This is a genomic window from Aggregatibacter actinomycetemcomitans (assembly GCF_003130205.1).
In the GTDB taxonomy this organism is placed as follows: domain Bacteria; phylum Pseudomonadota; class Gammaproteobacteria; order Enterobacterales; family Pasteurellaceae; genus Aggregatibacter; species Aggregatibacter actinomycetemcomitans_A.
In genome coordinates, this window is sequence record NZ_NRDF01000005.1 from 13,544 (window position 1) to 34,366 (window position 20,823).

At 45.0% G+C, this 20,823-nt stretch carries 21 protein-coding genes and 1 other annotated feature; of the genes, 6 read left to right on the forward strand and 15 right to left on the reverse strand.

Features of this window, described 5'->3' with window-relative positions; translation table 11 throughout:
* Positions 1-16: 16 nt before the first annotated feature.
* The 5 genes from oppF to DK423_RS05245 all read right to left on the reverse strand — a co-directional run bounded on the left by oppF (position 17) and on the right by DK423_RS05245 (position 5,601).
* A complete protein-coding gene (gene oppF, locus DK423_RS05225; RefSeq protein ID WP_109043897.1) occupies positions 17-1,015 on the reverse strand; it encodes a murein tripeptide/oligopeptide ABC transporter ATP binding protein OppF in 999 nt (332 codons plus the stop codon).
* Positions 1,012-1,995, reverse strand: a complete 984-nt coding sequence (oppD, locus tag DK423_RS05230; RefSeq protein ID WP_005559140.1) for an ABC transporter ATP-binding protein — start codon at positions 1,993-1,995, stop codon at positions 1,012-1,014. Before oppD ends, oppF begins: the two co-directional genes overlap by 4 nt.
* A gap of 9 nt (positions 1,996-2,004) precedes the next feature.
* Positions 2,005-2,943, reverse strand: coding sequence for an oligopeptide ABC transporter permease OppC (oppC, locus tag DK423_RS05235; RefSeq protein ID WP_061886048.1), 939 nt, complete (start codon positions 2,941-2,943; stop codon positions 2,005-2,007).
* Positions 2,944-2,952: 9 nt separating this feature from the next.
* On the reverse strand, positions 2,953-3,873 hold the full coding sequence (oppB, locus tag DK423_RS05240; RefSeq protein WP_005559142.1) for an oligopeptide ABC transporter permease OppB: 921 nt from the start codon (positions 3,871-3,873) through the stop codon (positions 2,953-2,955).
* Between the two features lie 102 nt (positions 3,874-3,975).
* Positions 3,976-5,601: an ABC transporter substrate-binding protein gene (locus DK423_RS05245; protein ID WP_061886989.1), complete on the reverse strand. Its 1,626-nt coding sequence runs from the start codon at positions 5,599-5,601 to the stop codon at positions 3,976-3,978.
* A 379-nt stretch (positions 5,602-5,980) separates the two neighbouring features.
* On the opposite strand from DK423_RS05245, the gene smpB reads away from it, so the two are divergent.
* Positions 5,981-6,463, forward strand: coding sequence for an SsrA-binding protein SmpB (smpB, locus tag DK423_RS05250; protein WP_005559144.1), 483 nt, complete (start codon positions 5,981-5,983; stop codon positions 6,461-6,463).
* A gap of 67 nt (positions 6,464-6,530) precedes the next feature.
* Here the strand turns inward: smpB and cgtA are convergent, their stop codons facing one another.
* The 5 genes from cgtA to rplU form a co-directional block, all read right to left on the reverse strand.
* Positions 6,531-7,706, reverse strand: a complete 1,176-nt coding sequence (gene cgtA, locus DK423_RS05255) for an Obg family GTPase CgtA (protein WP_061886990.1) — start codon at positions 7,704-7,706, stop codon at positions 6,531-6,533.
* A 36-nt stretch (positions 7,707-7,742) separates the two neighbouring features.
* Positions 7,743-8,660 (reverse strand): DMT family transporter, encoded by a 918-nt coding sequence (locus DK423_RS05260; protein WP_005559146.1) that lies wholly within the window; start codon positions 8,658-8,660, stop codon positions 7,743-7,745.
* 67 nt (positions 8,661-8,727) lie between these two features.
* Positions 8,728-9,672 carry a DMT family transporter gene (locus tag DK423_RS05265; protein WP_005559147.1) on the reverse strand — a complete coding sequence of 315 codons (945 nt, stop codon included), beginning with the start codon at positions 9,670-9,672 and terminating at the stop codon, positions 8,728-8,730.
* A gap of 71 nt (positions 9,673-9,743) precedes the next feature.
* Positions 9,744-10,001, reverse strand: a complete 258-nt coding sequence (gene rpmA / locus DK423_RS05270; RefSeq protein ID WP_005559148.1) for a 50S ribosomal protein L27 — start codon at positions 9,999-10,001, stop codon at positions 9,744-9,746.
* 20 nt (positions 10,002-10,021) lie between these two features.
* The gene (gene rplU / locus DK423_RS05275) at positions 10,022-10,333 is read right to left on the reverse strand and encodes a 50S ribosomal protein L21 (protein ID WP_005559149.1); all 312 of its coding nucleotides are present in this window, start codon (positions 10,331-10,333) and stop codon (positions 10,022-10,024) included.
* A 266-nt stretch (positions 10,334-10,599) separates the two neighbouring features.
* Here rplU and ispB point away from each other — a divergent pair, with 266 nt between their 5' ends.
* The 5 genes from ispB (at position 10,600) to miaB (ending at position 15,073) form a co-directional block, all read left to right on the forward strand.
* Positions 10,600-11,571, forward strand: a complete 972-nt coding sequence (ispB, locus tag DK423_RS05280) for an octaprenyl diphosphate synthase (protein ID WP_005559150.1) — start codon at positions 10,600-10,602, stop codon at positions 11,569-11,571.
* Complete coding sequence (locus DK423_RS05285; protein ID WP_032996859.1) at positions 11,572-12,039, forward strand: hypothetical protein; 468 nt, start codon at positions 11,572-11,574, stop codon at positions 12,037-12,039. It begins immediately after the preceding gene.
* A gap of 19 nt (positions 12,040-12,058) precedes the next feature.
* Entirely contained in the window at positions 12,059-12,421 is a 363-nt protein-coding gene (locus DK423_RS05290) for a hypothetical protein (protein ID WP_032996860.1), read from the forward strand.
* Positions 12,418-13,146 (forward strand): epoxyqueuosine reductase QueH, encoded by a 729-nt coding sequence (locus DK423_RS05295; protein ID WP_005559152.1) that lies wholly within the window; start codon positions 12,418-12,420, stop codon positions 13,144-13,146. Before DK423_RS05290 ends, DK423_RS05295 begins: the two co-directional genes overlap by 4 nt.
* A gap of 502 nt (positions 13,147-13,648) precedes the next feature.
* Positions 13,649-15,073: a tRNA (N6-isopentenyl adenosine(37)-C2)-methylthiotransferase MiaB gene (gene miaB / locus DK423_RS05305; RefSeq protein WP_005559156.1), complete on the forward strand. Its 1,425-nt coding sequence runs from the start codon at positions 13,649-13,651 to the stop codon at positions 15,071-15,073.
* Between the two features lie 56 nt (positions 15,074-15,129).
* On the opposite strand, the gene priC is transcribed toward miaB, so the two are convergent.
* From priC to DK423_RS05330, 5 genes are all read right to left on the reverse strand, one after another.
* Positions 15,130-15,699: a primosomal replication protein PriC gene (priC, locus tag DK423_RS05310; protein ID WP_005559157.1), complete on the reverse strand. Its 570-nt coding sequence runs from the start codon at positions 15,697-15,699 to the stop codon at positions 15,130-15,132.
* A 69-nt stretch (positions 15,700-15,768) separates the two neighbouring features.
* Positions 15,769-17,121 carry a Na+/H+ antiporter family protein gene (locus tag DK423_RS05315; RefSeq protein ID WP_109043898.1) on the reverse strand — a complete coding sequence of 451 codons (1,353 nt, stop codon included), beginning with the start codon at positions 17,119-17,121 and terminating at the stop codon, positions 15,769-15,771.
* Positions 17,122-17,218: 97 nt separating this feature from the next.
* Positions 17,219-17,348 (reverse strand) — a sequence feature (His leader region).
* Between the two features lie 213 nt (positions 17,349-17,561).
* Positions 17,562-18,215, reverse strand: a complete 654-nt coding sequence (rnt, locus tag DK423_RS05320; protein ID WP_061886455.1) for a ribonuclease T — start codon at positions 18,213-18,215, stop codon at positions 17,562-17,564.
* Positions 18,216-18,296: 81 nt separating this feature from the next.
* Entirely contained in the window at positions 18,297-18,704 is a 408-nt protein-coding gene (gene gloA, locus DK423_RS05325) for a lactoylglutathione lyase (protein ID WP_005557828.1), read from the reverse strand.
* A 154-nt stretch (positions 18,705-18,858) separates the two neighbouring features.
* Positions 18,859-20,811 carry a TonB-dependent receptor domain-containing protein gene (locus DK423_RS05330; RefSeq protein WP_005557830.1) on the reverse strand — a complete coding sequence of 651 codons (1,953 nt, stop codon included), beginning with the start codon at positions 20,809-20,811 and terminating at the stop codon, positions 18,859-18,861.
* Positions 20,812-20,823 lie beyond the last annotated feature (12 nt).

Genomic DNA, 20,823 nt, shown 5'->3' on the forward strand with positions numbered 1-20,823 from the left:
ACCGCACTTTTTGTTGTTAAGAAACCTTCAAGCAGGCAACAAAATGGCTGTTGTTGTCACTGTTGAATGCTGGTTTTTGTTGCGCGCAACCCTCATCGGCAAGCAGGCAACGGGTGCGGAAAACACAGCCGGAAGGCGGATTAATCGGTGATGGCAGATCGCCCTCCAACAGCTGGATGGATTTATTGCGTTCCAGTTTCGGATCAGGAATCGGTACGGCGGACATCAAGGCTTTGGTGTAAGGGTGTTTCGTGTGTTTGTACACTTCATCATCGGTGCCAAGCTCCATGGCATTTCCCAGATACATGACCAATACGCGATCGGAAATGTGTTTCACCACCGCCAGATCGTGGGCAATAAAAATGAGAGACAAGCCCATTTCTTTTTGCAGCGATTTCAGCAAATTCACCACTTGCGCCTGAATGGAAACGTCCAAGGCGGAAACCGGCTCATCGCAAATAATCATTTTCGGTTCGATAATTAATGCGCGGGCAATACCGATACGTTGACATTGTCCGCCGGAAAATTCGTGCGGATACCGGTTAATCAGGTTCGGCAGCAAGCCCACTTTTAACATCATCGCCTGCACTTTTTCTTTGACTTGCGCTTTACTCAAGTGCGGTTGATAAATTTTCAACGGCTCGGCAATAATTTCACCGATATTCATGCGCGGATTAAGCGATGCCAGCGGATCCTGAAAAATCATCTGAATATCTTTACGGGTATTGCGCCATTGTTTTGCCGATTGCTTTCGTAAGTCTTTGCCAAGCCACAGGATTTGCCCCTCAGAAGCCTCTACCAAGCCGATAATGGCGCGTGCCAGCGTGGATTTGCCGCAACCGGACTCGCCCACCACGCCGAGGGTTTCACCGGCGTAGAGTTTAAAGGATACATCTTTCACCGCTTTCAGCGCCTGCGGTTTGGTAAAGAACAGGGATTTGTCGTTCTTAATTTTGAAGCTCACGCCGAGATGACTCACTTCCAACAATAATTTTCTTTCTACTTGTTCATTCATAGGGCAAATTCCTCTGCAGACAGCCAGCAGTTTCTGAGTCGTCCGTCATGAAGTGCTGTCAGTTTTGGCGGCGTTTTTTGGCATTGCTCGGAAGCGAATCGACAACGCGGTGAAAACGGACAACCTTGCGGTAAATGCAACAGATTCGGCGGGTTACCGGGAATAGTGACCAAATGTTCTTCGTCCATATCCAAGCGCGGGATGGCGTCCATTAATCCGATGGAATAAGGATGGGTCGGGTGATAGAAAATTTGTTCCGCATTGCCGTATTCCATAGTGCGACCGGCATACATCACCAGCACATGATCACAAATGCCCGCCACCACGCCGAGATCGTGGGTAATCATAATAATCGCCGTATTGAACTCATTTTTCAGCTCGTTTAACAAGGTCATGATTTGCGCTTGCACGGTCACGTCGAGGGCGGTGGTCGGCTCGTCGGCAATTAACAGCTTCGGACGACATAACAGCGCCATGGCGATCATTACCCGCTGACGCATACCGCCGGAAAATTCGTGGGGATACATCCCCATGCGCTTCTTGGCTTCCGGCATTTTTACCGCATCCAGCATCTTCACCGATTCGTTAAAGGCGGTCTGTTTGTCGTAGCCTTTGTGCAGCATTAACACTTCCATAAGCTGCTCGCCGATTTTCATATAAGGATTCAGCGACGTCATGGGATCCTGGAAAATCATGGAAATTTGTTCCGCGCGGATTTTATTCAGTTGCGCCGTTGGCAAGTTGACCCACTGAACCCCGTCAAATAGCGCGGAACCGGAAACTTCGCCGTTGGACGCGAGCAAACCCATAAGGGCAAAAGCGGTTTGTGATTTACCGGAGCCGGATTCGCCCACGATGCCAAGGGTGTGTCCGGCATCTAAGGTGAAATTTAAATCGTTGACGGCGGTCACAATGCCGTCCGGTGTTTTAAAACTGACATGCAAATTTTGCAAATCCAATAAGTGCGTTGAGTTTGTCATTATCAGCTCCTAACGGTCTTTCGGATCGAGTGCGTCGCGCAACCCGTCACCGATAAAGTTAAAGCAAAAAAGGGTTAAACAAAGGAAGAATGCCGGGAAAATCAGCAACCAAGGAGACACCTCCATTTGTGCGGCGCCGTCGCTTAATAACGCGCCCCAGCTACTCATGGGTTCTTGCGTGCCCAAGCCTAAAAAGCTCAGAAACGATTCGAACAAAATGAAGCCAGGCACTTCAAGAGAGGCATAAACTGCCACTAAGCCCAAGACATTCGGGATGATGTGTTTAAAAATGATTTGACGACGAGGCACGCCGCATACAATTGCCGCTTCCACAAATTCTTTGTTTTTCAGGCTAAGGGTCTGTCCGCGTACGATACGTGCCAAACCGAGCCAGGCAATGGCGCCGATTGCCACGAAAATCAGGAAAATATTTTGTCCGAATAAGGTCACCAATAAGATGACGAAAAACATGAACGGAAAAGAGCTTAAAATTTCTAAAAGGCGCATCATCACCATGTCGATTTTGCCGCCGAAATAGCCGGAAATCGCGCCGTAAATGGTGCCGATTAAGACGGAAATCAGCGCGCCCGCAATGCCCACCATTAAGGAAATTCGCCCACCGATGGCGGTACGCACCAAAAGATCGCGACCGGAGGAGTCCGTGCCGAAGAAATGGTAGCCTTCCAGCGTCGGTGCCACGCCCATCATGTTCCAGTCGGTGTCTTCATACGTAAAGGGAAAGGCGAGGGGGGCGAAGGTGATGAAAAGCACGATGATGCCCAACATGATTAAACTGACCACCGCCGCTTTATTGCGGAAGAAACGTCGTTTGGCGTCCTGCCATAGGCTACGCCCTTCCAGTTGCATTTCATCCATGCGTTCCGCAAGTTGTTCAACAAATTCGGTATTTTTTTGATTTACTGGTTTTACACCATCATTTTTCGTCATGTTACTTCCTTAATAACGAATTTTCGGATCAATCACGGCGTATAAAATATCCACCACGGCGTTAAAGACGATAGTCAGAGTACCGACCAAAATCGTGAGGCTCAACACGAGGGAATAATCACGATTAAGCGCACCGTTGACAAAAAGTTTACCCATGCCCGGTAAACCGAACACCGTTTCAATCACCATGGAGCCGGTAATGATGCCTACAAATGCCGGGCCTAAATAGGTAATCACCGGTAACAGTGCGGGGCGCAGCGCGTGCTTTAAGATAATGCGTGAAGTGGACAAGCCTTTTGCCTTGGCGGTACGAATAAAATTGGAGTGCAACACTTCAATCATGGAGCCACGCATAATCCGCGCAATGCCCGCCACATAGCCGATGGTTAAGGATGCCACCGGCAACAGAATGTAGCTCAATGCGCCTTCATTCCAACCACCCGCCGGCAGCCAGCTCAGGGTAATGGCAAACAACAGTACCAATAAGGGCGCGAAAACAAAGCTCGGCATGATTACGCCTACCATGGAACAGCTCATCAGAATGTAGTCCCATCTGCTGTTTTGGTTCAGGGCGGCGAGCGTGCCTGCGGCAACACCCAGGGTCACGGCAAAGAAAAAGGCAATGGTGCCGAGTTTCAGCGAAACGGGCAAGGCGGAAGCAATCAGGTTATTTACGGACTGATCTTTATATTTAAAAGACGGACCGAAATCCCCCTTGGCCAAGTTTTTTAAATATAAAAAATATTGTGTATGCAGCGGTTCGTTTAGGTGATATTTGGCTTCAATGTTTGCCATCACTTCGGGCGGATAAGCGCGTTCTGAGGTAAACGGGCTGCCCGGCGCCAAGCGCATAAGAAAAAAAGAAAACGTAATCAGAACAAATAATGTAGGTATCGCTTCCAACACGCGTTTTAAGATGAACTTAAACATGAAATTGTCCCCAACGTATTGATAAAATACGGACGTAAAAGCAAAAAATAAGAATAAAGTGCGGTCAAAAAATCCATCGAATTTTCCGACCGCACTTTTTGATTAATGTTTAATAATATAAAGGTTGCGTAACAAAACGTTATCTTGCGGATCTTTGCCGGTGTAGCCTTTCACATAAGGTTTCACCAAGCGTGGATTCACATAGTTATATACCGGAATCACGGCAAAATCATTTGCCAGAATTTCTTCGGCTTTGGCATAGGCTTGCGCACGACCTTTCTCATCGGTAGCAAGGTAAGAATCGGCAATGGCTTTGTCGTATTCTACATTCTTGTACTTGGCGGTATTGTTATTGGAATTGGATAAGAAATAGTTACCGAAAGTGCTGGCTTGGTTGTAGTCTGTGTTCCAACCGGCGCGCGCCACGTCATAACGTTGTCCGCGACGATTATCAATATAAGTTTTCCATTCCTGATTTTCCAGCTTGACATCCACTAAGCCTTTAGTATTAGCTTTCCACATGGAGGCGGCGGCGATCGCCACTTTTTTGTGGTTTTCATTGGTGTTGTAAAGAATAGTGAATTTCAGCGGATTCGCTTTGCTGAATCCAGCGTCCTCCAGTAGTTTAATGGCTTCTTCGTTGCGTTGCGCCATCGGTTCTTTGCTGTAAGCCGGTTGCTGAATCAGCCCGCCTTCATTAATGTACGGCGGGGTAAACACATAAGTCGGTGTTTGACCTTGTCCCAGCACTTTATCGGTAATCACATTACGATCTAAGGTTAAATTTAATGCTTTTCTCACGCGAATATCGTTAAACGGTGCCTTGGTGTGATTGATTTCATATAAATAGGTTGAAAGGGTTCTGGCGGTAAATACTTCATCCGGAACGTCTTTTTTCAGTTTGGCGAATTGCTCCGGCGGAAGGGCGTGGCTGGTGATGTCCAAATCTCCCGCACGATAACGTGCCACATCGGTACTGGAATTCTCAATGGCTAAGAAGGTGGCGTTGTTAATTTGCGTTTCTTTGTCATTCCAATATTGCGGGTTGCGCTCAAATTCAATTTTTTCGTTGATGACGTGATTTTTTAATTTATAGGCACCGTTACCGACGATATTTTCCTTTTTCACCCAATCGTCACCGAATTTTCCCACGATTTTTTGCGGCAACGGTAACAAGGATTGGTGGGTCGTCAAACCCACCGCATAAGGCACCGGGTTTGTGGTGTGAACGACGAAAGTGTGATCGTCTTTTGCTTCCACGCCAAGTTCTTCCGGTTTTTTCTTGCCGTCAATAATGTCTTGTGCGTTTTCAACTTGTAGATAATCCAAGAAACTGGCATAAGGTGAGGCGGTTGCCGGTGTCACTAAGCGACGCCAGGCGAAGACGAAATCATTTGCCGTAACAGGTTCGCCGTTTGACCATTTGGCATCTTTGCGCAGGTGGAATGTCCAGGTTTTGTAATCGGGCGTGTTTTCCCAGCTTTCCGCCACACCCGGAATCAAATTGCCGTCGGAATCAGTAGTCACCAAACCCTCAAATAATTGATAAGCGACTTCTGCTTCCGGGATCCCGTCAGTTTTGTGCGGGTCAAAACTTTGTGGCTCGGAGCCGTTGTTGATCACGATATTCTGTGTTTCTGCGAGCTGGGTCCCTTCAGGTACTTTGGCGGCATAAACGCTGCAAGATAAGACGAGCGCAATGGTTGAGACAAGTAATTTTTGTTGCATTTGAATCTCCTTGTTATGAGCAATGAATTATCGTAAGAGTTAGAAAAATGGTTTATCGCAAAATAGTTATTTTGTAAAGATCAATTCACAAAAAAGGACGATTTATTTATGCTTCTATAGAAAAGGAAAAAATAAAGGCGAAAAATTATGTTTTATTTAAAAATCACGTTTCTAAATAAGGATCGATTTCCTGTGTAATGCGTTTGAGTTTCCTTGGCTTTCAATGGCACAAGAAAATTGCATAAGTTGTTATATTTCATCATGTAACCCGTTAATTACCAATAATGGGCGCTATGTTATAGCAATCCGGCGGGGTTTTGCTATCTTTGTGTGGATTCGGTAGAATGAGCGCCAATTTATTTTTCATTTCCAACAGATTATGACCAAGAAAAAAGTAAAACCCGGTTCCAACACGATTGCGCTGAATAAACGCGCCAGACACGATTATTTTATTGAAGATGAAATCGAAGCCGGTCTTGAATTGCAAGGCTGGGAAGTAAAATCCATGCGTGCCGGCAAAGCCAACCTGAGCGACAGCTATGTGATTTTCAAAAACGGTGAAGCTTTCTTATTCGGCGCAACCATTCAGCCATTAAGCATGGCATCAACGCACATTGTGTGCGACCCGACCCGCACCCGCAAATTATTGCTTAAACAGCGTGAGCTGGATTCTTTATTCGGTAAAGCAAACCGCGACGGATTCACCCTGATCGCCCTTTCCCTCTACTGGAAAGGCGCGTGGGCGAAAGTCAAAATTGGCTTGGCAAAAGGGAAAAAACAACAGGACAAGCGGGAAGAGATTAAAGAACGTGAATGGAAAGTGGCAAAAGAACGCATTATGAAAAACGCGCGGAAAGGGTAGCGGATAGCAAAAAGTGCGGTCATTTTAAAAAACGTTTTTCGAAACGACCGCACTTTTTCACTTCAGATTAAGGCTTATAGATAATTTCCACGCCTTCTTCATCGTCTTCCGACCAGTCATCCCAGTCGTCATCGTCTTCATCATCAACATCGGCATTTTCCAATTGCTCCTGATGATAATCTTCCCATTTGAATTTGACTTCCTCATTTTCTACCGGCGTTTCTTCCGTTTCGCGCGGGTTGGCTTCCAGGACGTCCATAATATCGCGGCACAGTTGCGGGACGTTTTTACCGGTGGCGGCGGAGATTAAATAATAATCTTCCTCCCAGCCCAGACGTTCGGCGATCTCTTTCGCCCGCGCATGGGCTTCTTCGTCACCAAGTGTATCGATTTTGTTGAACACCAGCCAGCGCGGTTTTTCCGCCAAGGATTCGCTGTATTGGAACAATTCCGATTCGATAATCGCCACGTTATCCGCCGGATCGGAATCATCAATTGGGTTGATGTCCACCAAATGAATCAAGACGCGACAACGTTCCAAATGTTTCAGGAAGCGAATACCCAAGCCCGCTCCTTCCGAGGCGCCTTCAATTAAGCCCGGAATGTCGGCGATAACGAAACTGCGGTTATCATCCACTTTCACTACGCCTAAACTTGGCACTAAGGTGGTAAACGGATAATCGGCGACTTTCGGTTTAGCGGCGGAAACGGCGCGGATAAAGGTGGATTTGCCGGCATTCGGTAAACCGAGCATTCCCACGTCGGCGAGGAGCATTAGTTCTAATAGTAAATCACGTTTTTCCCCTGCCGTACCCATGGTTTTTTGGCGCGGTGCGCGGTTGACGGAAGATTTAAAACGGGTATTGCCCAAGCCGTGATAGCCGCCTTTCGCCACCAATAATTTCATGCCGTTTTTGGTTAAATCACCGATGACTTCCTGCGTATCGTTGTCGATGGCGCGGGTTCCCACCGGTACGCGTAAGGTAATATCTTTGCCGCGATGACCGGTGCAGTTTGCACTGCGTCCGTTTTCCCCGCGTTCGGCGGCGAAACGTTTTTCAAAGCGGTAGTCAATGAGGGTGTTGAGGTTTTCATCGGCGATTAAATAAACGTCACCGCCGTCACCGCCATCACCGCCGTCAGGACCGCCTTTCGGGATATATTTTTCACGACGGAAACTGGCACAACCGTTGCCGCCGTCACCGGCTTCGACGCGAACCAAAGCTTCATCAATAAATTTCATTTAAGTTCTCCAAAACACTTAAAATAGGTACCGCACTTATCGGTTAGCAGGAAATAGCTTATGTCCTATGGCGGATAAAATTGCTCCGCATACTACAATAAACGTACCAATATAGCTAATAGTATTTAATTCTGGCGCGGCGAAATTCGTCGGGGAGATATAGTGCGCCATATGAGCAAATAAAATGGTAAACAAGGGGACTAACGTAATTATCACGCTGACTTTGGACACTTCCCAGCGGTTCAAAGCTTCCGCATAGGCGCCGTAGCCGAATAGGGTATTTAAGCAGCAATAAATGAAGCAGCCTAGCGCCAGTGGCGTTAATCCCTGAACTTGTGAAAATTCGGCGAAGGGCGTAAAGACGATGGCGCAGCCGAAATAGATCATTAATAAAATTTGTTGGGCGCTGAATTTTCGTAACATTAATTTCTGCGCCATGCCGTAAGCCACCCACACCAGTGCAGCACTCACGCTGATAAGTACGCCGGTGGTGTAGGTATTTAATCCACTGAAAATTTCCAGTCGATCATTGAAAAATAAGCCTAAGCCGATGAACAGTAAGACCAAACCGATTTTTTGATGCAAGCCTAATTTTTCTTTAAAAATCACTACGCCACAAATGAGCATGCCGAAAGAGGATAAGTGAATAAAAATTTGTGCAGCGGAGGGTTCAATATAATTTAATGAACTGTTAAATAAGAAGAAATTGCCTGCCAAACCCAGTACACCAATGATCGCCAGTAACCAGAAATACCCCAGTTTGGATAAATCGGGCAGCGTTTTTTTATAGCCGAGTAATAACAAAAGGGCGCAACCGGCGACAACGAAGCGGTACCATACGATAGTTTGTACGTTCATTGCCGCAACCACCTGTTTCAGCGCAATGGGTAAAGAGCCCCATGCCATCGCGGTAATGAGTGCAAAAAGAAAACCAAGTAACGGTTGTTGTTTCATTTATCTTCCTTACATTTCGAGCGAGCACTTAAAAGTGCGGTCATTTTTACCAACGTTTTTTTACCTGTCAAAGCGAAACCTGATGATTTTTACGATGAAAAATCGCGGGGAGTTTGTGTCCCAATACGGAGAGCAACGAGCCTGAAACGACGGTAATCGCGCCAAGGTAGCTGATCCAATTGAGTTCCTGATCAACGAAGAATTGTGGATAAACGGCAATTAAGATGTCAGTGAAAATAATTGTAAAAATCGGAATCTGCGTCATGATGGCGCTGACTTTTGAAATATCCCAGCGATTAAGCGCTTCGCCGTAAGTGCCGTAAGCAATAATGGTATTAAGGCAACAAAAAATCAAGCAGCCCAGCTGAAAGGAATTTAACGCGCTCACCTGCTGTATGTTGGCAATGGGGGTAAAAATAATCGTGCAGCCAATATAAATCATGAGCAGAATTTGTTGCGAACTGAAGCGGCTCAACATCAACTTTTGCGCCATGCCATAGGCAACCCAGCAGAAGCTGGCGCATAGGGCAATGACAATGCCTTTAAAATAATCGTTGAGCTGCAGGAAGTCGCCAAAGCGTTGGTTAAAAAATAAGATCAAGCCGAGAATTAAAATAACCAAACCGATTTTTTGATGGAGCCCGATCTGTTCTTTAAATACAAAAACGCCGAAAAACAGCATGATAAACGAAGATAACGGGCTGAGCACCTGACTGCTGGTCGGTGGAATATAATTCAGCGCCAGATTAAATAAGAAGAAATTTGCCGATAGTCCAAGAATGCCGAGCATAATCAAAATGAGATAACGCTGACGAAGTGCGGTGGGTTTTGGCAGCGTTTTGCGTAATCCCAATAAAATAAATAAACCGATAGCCGATGTGATAAAGCGATACCACACAATGGTTTGAGCATCCATCACTGCGACGACCTGTTGCAAGGCGATTGGCAACGCCCCCCACATACAGACGGCGGTTAACACGAGTAAAAAACCGGCTAAAGGTTGTTGTTGCATGATTCTACCTAAATTTCACCTATAAAAAAGCCCCGCATGAAAGCAGGGCATTTTATTCTGTTTGGGTAAAATTACTCAGTAATGATACTTACGTATTTACGGCTTTTTTCGCCTTTTACTTCAAATTTTACTTTACCATCGGCTGTCGCGAATAAGGTGTGGTCACGTCCCATTCCAACGTTGTTGCCTGCGTGGAATTTAGTACCACGTTGGCGAACGATGATGCTACCTGCTAATACAGACTCACCACCGAAACGTTTAACACCAAGACGTTTAGCTTCAGAATCACGACCGTTACGAGTTGAACCACCAGCTTTTTTAGTTGCCATCTACTTGATCTCCTCTGAAATTATGCTTGAATCCCAGTGATTTTCACTTCTGTGAACCACTGACGATGACCTTGTTGTTTACGGCTGTGTTTGCGACGACGGAATTTAACGATTTTAATTTTCTCGCCACGACCTTGTGCAACCACTTCAGCCACTACTTTCGCGCCGGCAACGACCGGTGCACCGATTTTAACATCTTCACCATTAGCAACCATCAACACCGAATCAAACTCAACTGTTGCGCCGGTTGCAAGTTCAAGTTTTTCTAAACGAACGACTTGACCTTCGCTTACTCGGTGTTGTTTACCGCCACTTTGGAAAACTGCGTACATAAATACTCCGCTATAATTGTGCTCTAATGTTGTTTCATTTCGCACATAAAATTCATATAAATAGGGCGCAAATTCTACGGAAAAATTTAGGGGATAGCAAGAATTTATTTGCGAGAAAATAAAAAAATTCGCAATTTCGGCAGTTTGATTTCAGAAAGCCTGAAAAATCAGGTAAAATCCACCGCACTTTAATTTTTTAGTTTCCTCCCAACCTGATTTAATCGGTTTTAATCAGTCGAATTAACAGAATGAATACAACAAATTTAATGGATATGAAGGCAATCCAGGCGCTAAGCCATGAGGATATGCAAAAAGTAAACGAATCAATTTTAGCCCAACTGAACTCCGATGTGGCGTTAATTAACCAGTTGGGTTTCTACATCGTGCAAGGCGGCGGCAAGCGTATTCGTCCTTTGATTGCCGTGTTGTCGGCAAGAGCATTGGATTTTCAAGGGCAGCAAGCCATTACCTGTGCGACCTTTGTGGAATTCATTCACACTGCGTCGTTATTGCATGATGATGTCGTCGATGAATCGGATATGCGTCGCGGGCGTGCTACGGCGAATGCGGAATTCGGCAATGCGGCAAGCGTGTTAGTGGGCGATTTCATTTATACCCGTGCATTTCAATTGGTTGCGCAGCTGGAGTCTTTGAAAATTTTACGCATTATGGCGGATGCCACCAATGTGTTGGCAGAAGGCGAAGTGCAACAATTAATGAACGTGAATGATCCGCAAACCAGCGAAGAAAACTATATGCGGGTGATTTACAGCAAAACCGCCCGTTTATTTGAGGTGGCGGCGCAAGCGGCGGCGATCATTGCCGGTGCGGATGAGGCGCAGGAAAAAGCGTTACAGAATTACGGTCGCTATCTCGGTACGGCATTTCAATTGGTGGATGACGTGTTGGATTACAGCGCCAACGCAAACGCCTTGGGGAAAAATGTCGGCGATGATTTAGCCGAAGGCAAACCGACTCTTCCTTTATTACACGCCATGTACCACGGCAATGCACAACAAGCCGCCTTAATCCGCGAAGCCATTGAACAAGGCGGAAAACGTGACGCCATTGATGACGTTTTAGCCATTATGGCGGAACACAACTCTTTAGATTACGCCATGAATCGCGCCAAACAGGAAGCGCAAAAAGCCGTTGACGCCGTTCAATGTTTGCCGGAAAGCGAATATAAACAGGCGTTGATTTCCTTGGCGTACTTATCTGTTTCTAGGAGCTATTAGATGGGATTTGAATGGATTACAGATAATTTATTTCCTATTTTTGTTCAGAATTTATCAATTATTGCAACTATACTGGGAACGGTTATAACATGCTTTGTGTGGTTTAAAACGAATAAGCTATATAAACTGTATAATGAAAAAAGCTCTAACTTTTACATTACAGATCAGATTTCTCAAGCGTATGAGGAATACACTAATGTGATTACTGCAAAGAGAGATTTTGAAGAACAAAAGTTAGCTGTATGGAAGCTAATAAAAAAGATTAATGGAATTGTTATTACTTATGAATATCCAACAACATCAATTGGCAAACATGTTGGTACATTCAAATCTAAAACAGAGATGTTTATTAATTTTTCAAAGGATAATTTAACATATAATGATGCTTGGAGTTATTACGATTATTTATCAACTCTGTATCAAGCATTAAGAAATATACAAGCGTTAAACGCGAGAAAAACCGCATAATTGCTAAAGAGATGTTTATATGACTGCAAACGAAATTTCTATTATTAATGAATTACTAAAGAAGTCAGTAGAAGATATTGTTACATGGAACATGGTAGTTCCACCAAGAATTTTATCTGCGACTACTGAACTCACTATAATCTCATGTTATACAGCTTCTGGTATAAATAACACTTCAGGAAAGTTATACCTATTTAAATATAGAGTACCTGAGTACTCAGGAGAATATGATAAGTTTTTCAACTTAGAAAAGGTTGGATTAGCACTTATTAATAATGATCAAATAACTTGGCAAAGTATCAATGATTCAATTCCTGCTCATAGCTTATATGAATATGTCAGTAATAAATATTCTGGGATACAAAATATCTTTAACGTATGATAGAACAACAATCTCAAAGTGCGGTCAATTTTCAACACAAAATTCGCAAACAAAAACCGCGCAAAGATTCCAATGCTCCTTTTATTCGTGAAAAACTGGAATTGCCGGAAGGGCATAATAAACTGCTGTTGCATTCCTGTTGTGCGCCTTGTTCAGGCGAAGTGATGGAAGCGATTTTGGCGTCCGGCATTGAATTTACCATTTATTTTTACAATCCGAATATCCACCCGTTAAAAGAATATTTAATTCGTAAAGAAGAGAATGTTCGTTTTGCGCAAAAGTTCGGCATTCCGTTTATTGATGCGGATTATGAGCGTCAGGAATGGTTTGATCGCGCCAAAGGCATGGAATGGGAGCCGGAGCGCGGCATTCGTTGCACCATGTGTTTCGATATGCGCTTTGAAAAAGCCGCTGAGTACGCACATGAACACGGTTTCCCCGTTTTTACCAGTTGCCTGGGCATTTCCCGCTGGAAAGATATGGAGCAAATTAACGGCTGCGGACATCGCGCGGCGGAAAAATATGATGACGTGATTTATTGGGACTACAACTGGCGCAAAGAGGGCGGTTCGCAACGGATGATCGAGATCAGTAAACGCGAGCGTTTTTATCAGCAAGAATATTGCGGTTGCGTTTATTCTTTACGGGACAGCAATAAATGGCGTGAACAAAGCGGTCGCCAGAAAATCGAAATCGGCAAACTTTATTATTCACCGAATCATTAATTTACCAACGGCAGATCATAACCCCAAAGCGTAACGCAGGGCTTGTTTTTTCAACAACGGGGTTTTATCTGCCGCTACTCATGCGATATTTCGCAACACTTTCAGCGGCAAAATCTCTTTCCTAAACGTTTTATAAAATAGGTCTATATCTGATTGCATCACCAAATTATCGGTTTTCCGTTTTTGTTGATAATGTGGCAGCACCCGATCATTGGCAATATTTTCCTACTAATAAAGCGCAGAGCGTATGATTTAAATTAAGACTTTCACATCTTTAAAATCGAGAGCGAGACCGTACCAATCATGAATCTGGTGACGACAATAATATCTTTTAAAATTCCTGTCACTTTTTCATTCCCCTGACGATATTGAGTGGTATTTATTTTATCCTCCAATAGGTAAAATTCTGAAGAAAATCTGCTTTTTAACTAGCCAGAAAAAGCGCAAATCTGTAGAATAGCCAATCAATTTTTATGAACCATTAGAGTAAATTTTAGCCAATATGACGCAAAAACTACATATTAAAACTTGGGGCTGCCAGATGAACGAATACGATTCATCGAAAATGGCAGATTTATTGCACAGTACGCACGGTTTGGAACTCACTGAAGTGCCGGAAGAAGCGGATGTTTTGCTATTGAATACCTGTTCCATTCGTGAAAAAGCGCAGGAAAAAGTGTTCCACCAATTAGGTCGCTGGAAAGAATTAAAGAAAAGCAATCCGAATTTATTGATCGGCGTGGGCGGTTGTGTGGCATCGCAGGAAGGCGAGCATATTCGCACCCGCGCCCCTTATGTAGATATTATTTTCGGCCCGCAAACCCTGCACCGTTTGCCGGAAATGATTAACCAAATCCGTGGTGGCAAAAGTGCTGTGGTGGATATCAGCTTCCCGGAAATCGAAAAATTCGACCGTTTGCCGGAGCCGCGCGCAGAAGGTCCGACCGCCTTTGTTTCCATCATGGAAGGTTGTAATAAATACTGCACTTACTGCGTGGTGCCTTATACCCGTGGTGAGGAAGTGAGCCGTCCGGTGGATGATATTTTATTTGAAATTGCCCAGTTGGCGGAGCAGGGCGTGCGTGAGGTGAATTTGCTCGGTCAGAACGTGAACGCCTACCGTGGTCCGACATTTGACGGCGACATTTGTACTTTCGCCGAATTGTTGCGTTTGGTAGCGGCCATTGACGGTATCGATCGTTTGCGTTTTACTACCAGCCATCCGATTGAATTCACCGACGATATTATTGATGTGTATCGCGATACGCCGGAGTTGGTAAGTTTCCTGCACTTACCGGTGCAATCCGGTTCCGATCATGTGCTGAACATGATGAAACGCGGACATACGGCGATTGAATATAAATCTATTATTCGTAAGCTCAAAGCGGTGCGCCCGCATATTCAAATCAGCTCCGACTTTATCGTGGGCTTCCCGGGCGAAACCAACGAAGATTTCGAGCAAACCATGAATTTGATTGCGCAAGTGAATTTCGATATGAGCTTCAGCTTCATTTATTCCGCCCGTCCCGGTACGCCGGCGGCGGATTATCCCGACGATGTCAGCGAAGAAGAGAAAAAACAACGCCTTTATTTGTTGCAACAACGCATTAATAACCAAGCGGCACAATTCAGCCGTGCCATGTTGGGATCCGAGCAACGCGTGTTGGTGGAAGGCCCGTCGAAAAAAGACATTATGGAATTGACGGGACGTACCGAAACCAACCGCATCGTGAATTTCCAAGGCACACCGGATATGATCGGCAAATTTGTGGACATTAAAATTACCGACGTATTCACCAACTCTTTACGCGGTGACGTCGTGCGCACCGAAGATCGAATGGGCTTACGTGTGTTGCAATCGCCGCAAATGGTGATTAACCGCACCCGTAAAGAAGATGAACTTGGCGTCGGGCGCTATGTCGGCTAAGCCGGTTTCATCAGGAATAAAAAACCTCGCTATTTTCGTGAGGTTTTTTATTCCGCCTATTTTTGCTTTTCCATAAAAACCAAATAGTCTTCCAGCACGTCAATCGCTTCCAAACAACGGGCGCGGCGCTGTTCTAATTGTTCCAACGTTTGTTTATTAACAAGCCGCCCTTCACGCTGTGCTTTTTCCAACGTATCCTGTTCAAGCTGAATTTTTTCATTGAACGATGCCAAATAGTCATAATATTTCGCCAGACGTTCACGGAGCGGCAAACGGTGTACGGGATGGCGGCGTTTATCGGCGGGTTCAGGCTCTTCTTCCTTGGTTTTGCGCGGAAAACGTTGATCGTTTTGCTGTTGTCGGGTTAAGGCATCGGAAAGTGCGGTGCATTGCGCCGACAGTTTTTGCGAGTAAAACTGCAAGGCTTCAAGATTACCGGCTTCAACCTGCTCAAGACACGCAAAGGTTTGTTCGATTTGCTGAAAATAAAATGCCGTTTTTTGGCGGTTTTCCGTGAATAAATTCGTCGAAAATTTGGCATAAACCGTTTCTTCCTTTTGTGCGTCGTAATGCTCAAAGAAATGCTGAAGGCTTTGTTTGAGGTGTCGGATGGAAATACTGTTCATAGGCTCACTGATGGTAAGGGTAAAAGTGCGGTCGAAAATTTAATTGTTTTTTCAACCGCACTTTTTAGTTTACAGATACATCGCGGCAATCCAGCCGAAGATAATTAACGGAATGTTGTAGTGAATAAAGGTCGGCACCACGGAATCCCAAATGTGGTCGTGTTTACCGTCCATATTCAAACCGGAAGTCGGCCCCAAGGTCGAGTCGGATGCCGGTGAACCTGAATCGCCCAGCGCGGCAGCTACGCCGACAATAGACACGGTGGCAAGCGGCGAAAAGCCGAAAGATAAACACAGCGGAACATAAATGGAGGTAATAATCGGCACGGTGGAGAAGGACGAGCCGATACCCATGGTGATGAGTAAACCCACGAGCAGCATCAGGAATGCAGCGGTGCCTTTGCTTTGAATCATACCGGTGCTTAACACATCTATTAGTTCTTTTACTCCGGTTGTGGCGTTAATGACATTGGCGAAGCCGGAGGCGGCGATCATCACAAAACCGATCAGTGCCATTAGGCGTAAGCCTTGTTGGAAAATGTCGTTGCTTTCTTTGAGTTTAAAAATACCGAATGCGGCGAAGATGATTAAACCGACCAAGCCGCCGATAATGGTGGAGCTGGTGACTAATTGCACGGTGAAGGTAGCGACAATGGCGATTAAACTTGCCACAATTTGTTTCGGTTTAATGGTGGCAATGTGTTGTTCGATGTCTTTTGTTGCCGGCTCGGCACTCATCACCACATATTCGCGCGGTTTGCGATAAGTGATAAACACGGCAATTAATAAACCCAAAACCATACCGATAACAGGAATGGTCATTGCCAGCGACACTTCACCCACACTGGTTTGCAAGCCTAACGGGCTGCCTACGGTATTGATATTTTTCACCAGAATGCTTTCAATAAAGATCTTCCCGAAACCTACCGGCAATAACATATAAGTGGCGGTTAAACCGAAGGTTAGCACACAAGCCACCGCGCGACGGTCAATTTTCAATTTGTTGAAAATGGCGAGCATCGGCGGAATCACGATAGGAATAAAGGCAATGTGCACCGGCAGCAGGTTTTGTGAAGAAATGGCGAACAGCGTTAAGATGCCGAGCATGGCATATTTAAACATGGCAAGGCTGTTTGCCGTCGGCACTTTGTTCATGCGGGTAATGATTTTGTAGGCAAGTAAGTCGGTAATGCCGGATTTAGAAATGGCGATAGCAAAAGCGCCGAGCATCGCATAGTTCATAGCAACTTCGGCACCGCCGCCAAGTCCGCCGGTAAAGGCTTCAATGGTTTTGGTTAAACCTAAATCACCGACTAAACCGGCAGTTAAGGCGGAAATCACCAATGCGATGACCACGTTAATGCGTAGCAAACTGAGTGCCAGCAATACGATGATCGAGATGACAACAGGGTTGGTTAACATTTGTTTATCCTTATAAGTTAAATTGTTGACGATTTACTAGAAAAATAAAATTTGTCTAATGAAATCACGATTTTGGGTTTTCGGTTCGTTGGGTTGAAAAGAAAACCCCTCGAAAGCTAACTTCCGAGGGGTTGTGATAAACCATGAATTATTCGCACCTTGCCCGGAAGTGATCTTCCAAGCACATCAAATACCTGAAAGACTATTCAGTGAAATGATGGTGATGATGGTTGTTGTTGCGAATAACGTTCATTTTGTTTCTCCTATGTGAATTGCTTTTTAAACTACTGGAAAAGTTTTTTCATCGCAAGTGATTTTTCAAAAAAAGCTGTAATTACTTTCCTTCCCCTGCTTGCGGGGGAAGGTGTCCGAAGGACGGAAGGGGGCTTTCCCCCTCAGCCTTCGGCAGCTCCCCCCGTAAACGGAGGGAGCCAAGTTTTTTAATCGGTTGCCACAATATGCGGAAACCCACCCAACCGTTTCAAATGATTCACCATATAACAAAACAGCTCGGCAGTGCGTTCCGTGTCATATAACGCCGAGTGGGCCTGCTGGCTGTCAAAAGGAATTTTTGCCGCTTGGCAGGCTTTCACCAACACCGTTTGCCCGAACATAAAACCGCTCAAGGTCGCCGTGTCAAAGGTAGAAAAGGGATGGAACGGGTTGCGTTTGGCATTCATGCGTTGTGCCGCCGCCATGAGGAATCCCTGATCAAACGCCGCATTGTGCGCCACGATAATAGACCGCTGACAATCCGCGTCTTTTTGCGCTTTGCGTACCATTTTGAACATTTCGCTAATGGCAATATTTTCGCTCACCGCGCCACGCAATGGGTTATCAATATCAATGCCGTTAAATTTAATGGATTCGGGATCGATATTCGCCCCTGCAAAAGGTTGAATATGAAAATGGCATTTCTGATCCGGCCTCAAATTGCCGTTTTCGTCCATTTTGAGGGTAATCGCCGCCAGCTCCAGCAAGGCATCGGTTTTGGCGTTTAAACCGGCGGTTTCCACATCGATTACCACCGGTAAATAGCCTCGGAATCGATGTTTTAATATATTGTAATTAATGGTTTCTTGGGTTTCTGACATAGCTCATCCTAAAAATAAAACGTGGATTATCGTTCATAATCCACGTTAAAAAACGTTTGAATTTTTAACCGCACTTTTCGCTTAGTTACCTAAACCCGCTTGGGCATTTTTGTTTTCAATGAATTCGATTTTATAACCGTCCGGATCTTCCACAAAGGCAATCACGGTTTTGCCGCCTTTTACCGGGCCTGGCTCACGGGTAACATTGCCGCCGGCTTTGCGCACGGCTTCACAAGTGGCGTAAATATCGTCCGTGCCGATGGCAATATGCCCGTAAGCGGTGCCGAGTTCGTATTTATCCACGCCCCAGTTATACGTCAGTTCCAACACGGACGCTTTGTCTTCATCGTCGTAACCTAAAAATGCCAGAGAATATTTGTATTCGGGATTTTCGCCGGTGCGCAATAAACGCATACCCAACACATCTTGATAAAACCGAATGGAACGTTGTAAATCGCCGACGCGCAACATGGTGTGTAAAATTCGCATGGTATTTTCTCATAAGTAAAAACTGCGCCAATTATGCCACAGAATGAGGGCATTTGCTTTGAGAAAATAAAAAGGACTAAGCAGCTTAGGCTTAATCCTTTTTGAATATGAGGTATCATAGAAATGCGATGAAAACCCACCGCACTTTTATGGCTTAGAAGGTGTAATTGACATTTAAGCGAACATCGCGACCCGGTTCAGGTAGGGTGGAAACACCTGCACGTTGGCTGTGGCTGCGATAATATTTATTAAACGCATTATTTAACGCCAAGTTAACGTTGACGTTTTCAACCGGTTTCCATGTGACGTAGAAATCGTTCACACCATAGCCAGGGCGTTTAGTAGTGGTTGAACCGCCACCACGGTTATTCGTGCTGGTATCATAACTCGTATGCTGTACGAAACGTCCTCTCCAACCAATTTCCACATCAGGTTGTTCAAAGCGATAAGACACGCCGGTGGTCCAAGTACGACCAATTGGAATGGCAGTAACCGTACTGTCGACGGTTCTGCCATCTAATTCAGGTTTGCTATAGGCTACGCCGGCACGTAAAGTTAAACCTTCATATTTATATGCCGCACCCAATTCGTAACCGCTATTTCTCAACTTACCTGCATTTTGAATTTCAAAATAACCCGGTCTGATTTGGGTGAACGCGTGAGTATCCTGAATCGTTTGCCAGAAATAGCTACCGTTTAATGAAAGGCTATCGGCTAATTTATAGTTGAAACCGACTTCCGTATTGCGTGACTTTTCAGGTTTAATATTGCCGGCAATGGAATAGACTGAAGGGTTTCCTCTGGTAGTTCCTGACGACAATAGAATTTCCCGGAAACGGGGACTACGGGTTGCGTAGTTTAAGCTGGCACTAAAACTTAAATCCTTCGTTACTTCATAGATTAAACCAACACTTGGGTTTAAATTGCCTTTGTTTGATTTTCTGCCATCCATAGCCCGGAATGAGAAGTGGTCGTAACGTAAACCTGTGGTTAAGGTGAATGCACCGAGACCCCAGATACCTTCTGCATAAACGCCCACATCACGTTTCTTTTGATTTCTTATTTGTACCCCGTTTTGTACCGTGAGAGAATTTGGTCTGCCTTCTTGATCTCGGTAATTGACACCATATTTGATTAAGTGAGACTCACCGATTTGAGAGTCTAAGTTAAGGTTTGCACCATTGGCAACCAAATGGATTTTGGAACGTTCGGTAGGTTCTTCTCGGCTAATAACTGTACGCCAAACATTGGCTTTTGCAGTACTGATAAAGCCAATGTTTTTGCCGGTCCACTCAATTTTGCCGGTATCATTAGTGGTGATGCGATAGCGTGGAGCATTAACTGATTCTCTTCCATCCTGAGTAAAGTCAAACTCCTCACGTAATGCGCGGACGCCATAATGGCGTTCTTGGCGGCGGCTTAACTCAATACGATGATCTTCGTTCAGATCCACACCAACTTTAGCCAATAAACCACGCTGACCCAGGGCACTATTTTTGATCTTATAGCCATTACCCGCTTTGTAATTACGTTCTTTTACCCAGTTACCGGAAATTAAAGCATCGAATGCGCCGACTTTGGAATAAATGGTGGCACCTTTGCTCCAACCGCTATTAGAACTTACGCCGGCATTAACTTTAAAACCAAAGTCTTGTTCCTCTTTCAGCAAATCTTTTGCACTGACAGTTTCCGCCACAATTGTACCACTGGTGGCACCAATGCCTGCGCTGGCAGAGCCTGTGCCTTTCTGTACACTGACTTTCTTAAACAAAGACGGATCAAAAACGAAGCGACCTTGATGGTGGAACAATTGAGCATCAGTGTAGGCATCATCAATTTTAACATCCACCTGATCCTGTCCCATACCACGAATGGTAAACCATTGAGAAGTTCCGCGTCCTCCCCCGAAGTTAAGTGCGGGCTCTTCCTTGAGTAAACCTTTTAGCTCGGTTTCGGTACTACGATTAACTGATTCCGTAGTAATTACATTAGTCTTACTTTTGGCACCGGTATTTTCGGATACTACATTGATGATATCTAATTCCTCAGCCTGAACTGCTGTGGCAACTAATATTGCCAGAGGAAGCAATGAAAAATGTTTACGCATAAATGCTCCTGT

What these genes read in the sequence shown, in the direction of transcription:
- oppF (WP_109043897.1), bottom strand. Translation starts at nt 1,015, where the DNA reads ATGAATGAACAAGTAGAAAGAAAATTATTGTTGGAAGTGAGTCATCTC.
- oppD (WP_005559140.1), bottom strand. Translation starts at nt 1,995, where the DNA reads ATGACAAACTCAACGCACTTATTGGATTTGCAAAATTTGCATGTCAGT.
- oppC (WP_061886048.1), bottom strand. Translation starts at nt 2,943, where the DNA reads ATGACGAAAAATGATGGTGTAAAACCAGTAAATCAAAAAAATACCGAA.
- oppB (WP_005559142.1), bottom strand. Translation starts at nt 3,873, where the DNA reads ATGTTTAAGTTCATCTTAAAACGCGTGTTGGAAGCGATACCTACATTA.
- DK423_RS05245 (WP_061886989.1), bottom strand. Translation starts at nt 5,601, where the DNA reads ATGCAACAAAAATTACTTGTCTCAACCATTGCGCTCGTCTTATCTTGC.
- smpB (WP_005559144.1), top strand. Translation starts at nt 5,981, where the DNA reads ATGACCAAGAAAAAAGTAAAACCCGGTTCCAACACGATTGCGCTGAAT.
- cgtA (WP_061886990.1), bottom strand. Translation starts at nt 7,706, where the DNA reads ATGAAATTTATTGATGAAGCTTTGGTTCGCGTCGAAGCCGGTGACGGC.
- DK423_RS05260 (WP_005559146.1), bottom strand. Translation starts at nt 8,660, where the DNA reads ATGAAACAACAACCGTTACTTGGTTTTCTTTTTGCACTCATTACCGCG.
- DK423_RS05265 (WP_005559147.1), bottom strand. Translation starts at nt 9,672, where the DNA reads ATGCAACAACAACCTTTAGCCGGTTTTTTACTCGTGTTAACCGCCGTC.
- rpmA (WP_005559148.1), bottom strand. Translation starts at nt 10,001, where the DNA reads ATGGCAACTAAAAAAGCTGGTGGTTCAACTCGTAACGGTCGTGATTCT.
- rplU (WP_005559149.1), bottom strand. Translation starts at nt 10,333, where the DNA reads ATGTACGCAGTTTTCCAAAGTGGCGGTAAACAACACCGAGTAAGCGAA.
- ispB (WP_005559150.1), top strand. Translation starts at nt 10,600, where the DNA reads ATGGATATGAAGGCAATCCAGGCGCTAAGCCATGAGGATATGCAAAAA.
- DK423_RS05285 (WP_032996859.1), top strand. Translation starts at nt 11,572, where the DNA reads ATGGGATTTGAATGGATTACAGATAATTTATTTCCTATTTTTGTTCAG.
- DK423_RS05290 (WP_032996860.1), top strand. Translation starts at nt 12,059, where the DNA reads ATGACTGCAAACGAAATTTCTATTATTAATGAATTACTAAAGAAGTCA.
- DK423_RS05295 (WP_005559152.1), top strand. Translation starts at nt 12,418, where the DNA reads ATGATAGAACAACAATCTCAAAGTGCGGTCAATTTTCAACACAAAATT.
- miaB (WP_005559156.1), top strand. Translation starts at nt 13,649, where the DNA reads ATGACGCAAAAACTACATATTAAAACTTGGGGCTGCCAGATGAACGAA.
- priC (WP_005559157.1), bottom strand. Translation starts at nt 15,699, where the DNA reads ATGAACAGTATTTCCATCCGACACCTCAAACAAAGCCTTCAGCATTTC.
- DK423_RS05315 (WP_109043898.1), bottom strand. Translation starts at nt 17,121, where the DNA reads ATGTTAACCAACCCTGTTGTCATCTCGATCATCGTATTGCTGGCACTC.
- rnt (WP_061886455.1), bottom strand. Translation starts at nt 18,215, where the DNA reads ATGTCAGAAACCCAAGAAACCATTAATTACAATATATTAAAACATCGA.
- gloA (WP_005557828.1), bottom strand. Translation starts at nt 18,704, where the DNA reads ATGCGAATTTTACACACCATGTTGCGCGTCGGCGATTTACAACGTTCC.
- DK423_RS05330 (WP_005557830.1), bottom strand. Translation starts at nt 20,811, where the DNA reads ATGCGTAAACATTTTTCATTGCTTCCTCTGGCAATATTAGTTGCCACA.